Genomic DNA, 2,269 nt, shown 5'->3' with positions numbered 1-2,269 from the left:
GGGCACCTGCTGGACACGAGGGCTGGCTACCCCTGAACGCTGGCGATGAAGGATGCCCACGCGTCCTTGGAGACCGTCAAGCCGGGGATGGTCGTGTCCTTGGAGTCCCGGACGCGAACGGCAGAGGTGCAGTCCGCTATTTCGACGCACGAGCCGCCCTGGTCGTTGCTGTACGACGATTTGAACCAGGCTGCTTCATCGGCCATGTCGGGGGCCGTCAGGTGAGTATTGATGGCTGTGTCCATTCTTGCGTGAGTCGGTGCAGAACTGTGGGTGTCTCGGCCGGTGCCATGGCGCTCTCGCGCATGGCGTCGAAGCGGCGGTTGCCCTTGCCTACCTCGCGCTGCTCGTCGGTGACGCTGATGGTGGTCGGCATGTCCGTTTGCACGACCGAGTCCAGGTCCGGGAAGTCCAAGACGGCGAAGTTGCTCGGGGCTCGGTAGGTCACCACCAGGTTCGGGAGAATCTGGATGGTCACGTTGTCGAGCCGTCCGAGTTCAACGATCTCGGCGTACTGCTCCTTCATCACCTCTGGCCCGGCCACCAGGCGACGAACGGCGGATTCGTCCAAGATCACCTTGAGCAACAGTGGGTTGTCGGTGCGTGTGATGAGCTCCTTGCGCTCCATTCGCAGCCGCGTGTTGGTCTCGACGAACTCGCTCGTGGTTTCGTCCACGGGCTTCGCTGCCTGGAAGAGGGCGCGCGCGTACTTCTCCGTCTGCAAGAGACCGAATACTACGTCCGGCTGGTAGGCGCGCATGGTGTGCGCGGCTTCTTCCAGTCCTCGGTAGACCGGCATCTTCGACGGCATGTACTGCTTGTACGGCGTCCACGGGTCCTTGCTCAGCGACTCCCGGTGAAGCTGGATCAGTGTCTCGCGGTCGTCCTTGTCGTACACGCCGTACAGGTCCATGAGGGCTTCCAGGTCCCCCGTACGCGGGAGGTCGTTGGCCCCTACCTCTACCCGAGCCAGTTTGGTGTGCGAGAAGCCCAAATCATCGGCCACACCCTGGAGCGTGAGCGCATTCTCCTCGCGGAGTTTGCGCAGCTCCCTTCCCAGCTCTCGGCGCCGGAATGTCGGCCCTCGCTTTGCAGCCACCTTGCCTTCCCCTCCTGAAACCTGTTGGTGGTCACTGCGGCCTGTGTGGGGTGCCGACGCGCCTCGTGTCCCTGGTGATGACATCCCCAGTACCCCCATGGTCATGCCCTTGTAGGCCGCTGACAATGCCCTTGCTGGTGAGCTGGCATGTGCCAATTTCCAGTACTCGCCTTTTGAGCTTGCACAGTAACTCGCACATGCATGAGTGTAGTTGAGCAACCGACGGACGCCGGATGACAGCACCGAGATTCTGACTCTGACGGTCAACTGCGCTAATCGTGAACAGTGTTGAGGGGTTCAGCGCGCTGTGGAAGGTGACCGACTCGCTGAAATTCCTCGCAGAGGGCAACCAGCGAGCGGTGCGTGATCGCTGTGCACCCCCGCCTCTGGGCCGGAACCACCCGTATCGCCGTGGAGGAACCTCGCATGACCGTGCTGGAGGAAACCGCCCTCGCTGCCACACCCCGCCGCGAGGAAGGCCCCACCCCCTACGCAAGGAGCCCGAAGGTGCCCGACCCCTCGCGGACACCTACGCCGAGCTATCGCACGTTGGGTCTGGCGACCGAGGCCGTCCCGGCGATGGTCAGCATGCACCGCACGGCGTGCGCCTTCGTGTTCGCTCGCTGGGGCCTGGAGTCCGTCGCCGACAACGCGTTGCTGGTCGTCAGCGAGCTGGTCACCAATACCGTGGTCCATGGTGACGGCAACGTTGTCAGCCTCGGCATGACGTACGCCGCCAACAAGCTGCACATCGTCGTCGGCGACGGCACCCCGGCCCGCCCGGTACTCCAGAAGCCAGGCCCCGACGATGAGCGCGGCCGGGGTCTGATCCTGGTCAAGGAGCTGGCCGACACCTGGGGGACCAGCGACGACGGGACGTGCACCTACGCCACGATCACCGTGCCGAAGAACGGACATCGATGATGACCATCGAACTCGTCCACCCCCGTACGCCCGGTACCGCCGACTCCCCTCGGCGCATACCGCGCAAGGCGACGGTCCCCGCCCGCCGACGGTTCATCGGCCGACAGGACCTCCCACCGATCATGGACAGCCTGCGGGCACGGGATTCGCCGCCCGCCCCATAGACGGCCGTCCCGTAGTGAGCGCCCCGCGTGCCGGCAGCTCCTACGGCGTGACGGCCGGCCGGTCCCTCCCGCCCCGCACAGG

At 64.9% G+C, this 2,269-nt stretch carries 3 protein-coding genes; 1 reads left to right on the top strand and 2 read right to left on the bottom strand.

The window, feature by feature from the left end:
* Window positions 1–26: 26 nt before the first annotated feature.
* Entirely contained in the window at window positions 27–206 is a 180-nt protein-coding gene (locus tag ACFU99_RS41205) for a DUF397 domain-containing protein (RefSeq protein WP_384403205.1), read from the bottom strand.
* Between the two features lie 11 nt (window positions 207–217).
* Window positions 218–1,099 (bottom strand): helix-turn-helix domain-containing protein, encoded by an 882-nt coding sequence (locus tag ACFU99_RS41200; protein WP_384403202.1) that lies wholly within the window; start codon window positions 1,097–1,099, stop codon window positions 218–220.
* A gap of 426 nt (window positions 1,100–1,525) precedes the next feature.
* On the opposite strand from ACFU99_RS41200, the gene ACFU99_RS41195 reads away from it, so the two are divergent.
* Window positions 1,526–2,023 (top strand): ATP-binding protein, encoded by a 498-nt coding sequence (locus ACFU99_RS41195; RefSeq protein ID WP_384403198.1) that lies wholly within the window; start codon window positions 1,526–1,528, stop codon window positions 2,021–2,023.
* Window positions 2,024–2,269 lie beyond the last annotated feature (246 nt).

It is taken from the genome of Streptomyces sp. NPDC057654, assembly GCF_042800135.1.
Lineage (GTDB): Bacteria > Actinomycetota > Actinomycetes > Streptomycetales > Streptomycetaceae > Streptomyces.
Note: the sequence above shows the minus strand (reverse complement) of the source record. Positions and strands in the feature narration are given on the sequence as shown.

Excerpts from the sequence above, each read along its gene's own strand:
- ACFU99_RS41205 (WP_384403205.1), bottom strand. The coding sequence starts at position 206 with ATGGCCGATGAAGCAGCCTGGTTCAAATCGTCGTACAGCAACGACCAG.
- ACFU99_RS41195 (WP_384403198.1), top strand. The coding sequence starts at position 1,526 with ATGACCGTGCTGGAGGAAACCGCCCTCGCTGCCACACCCCGCCGCGAG.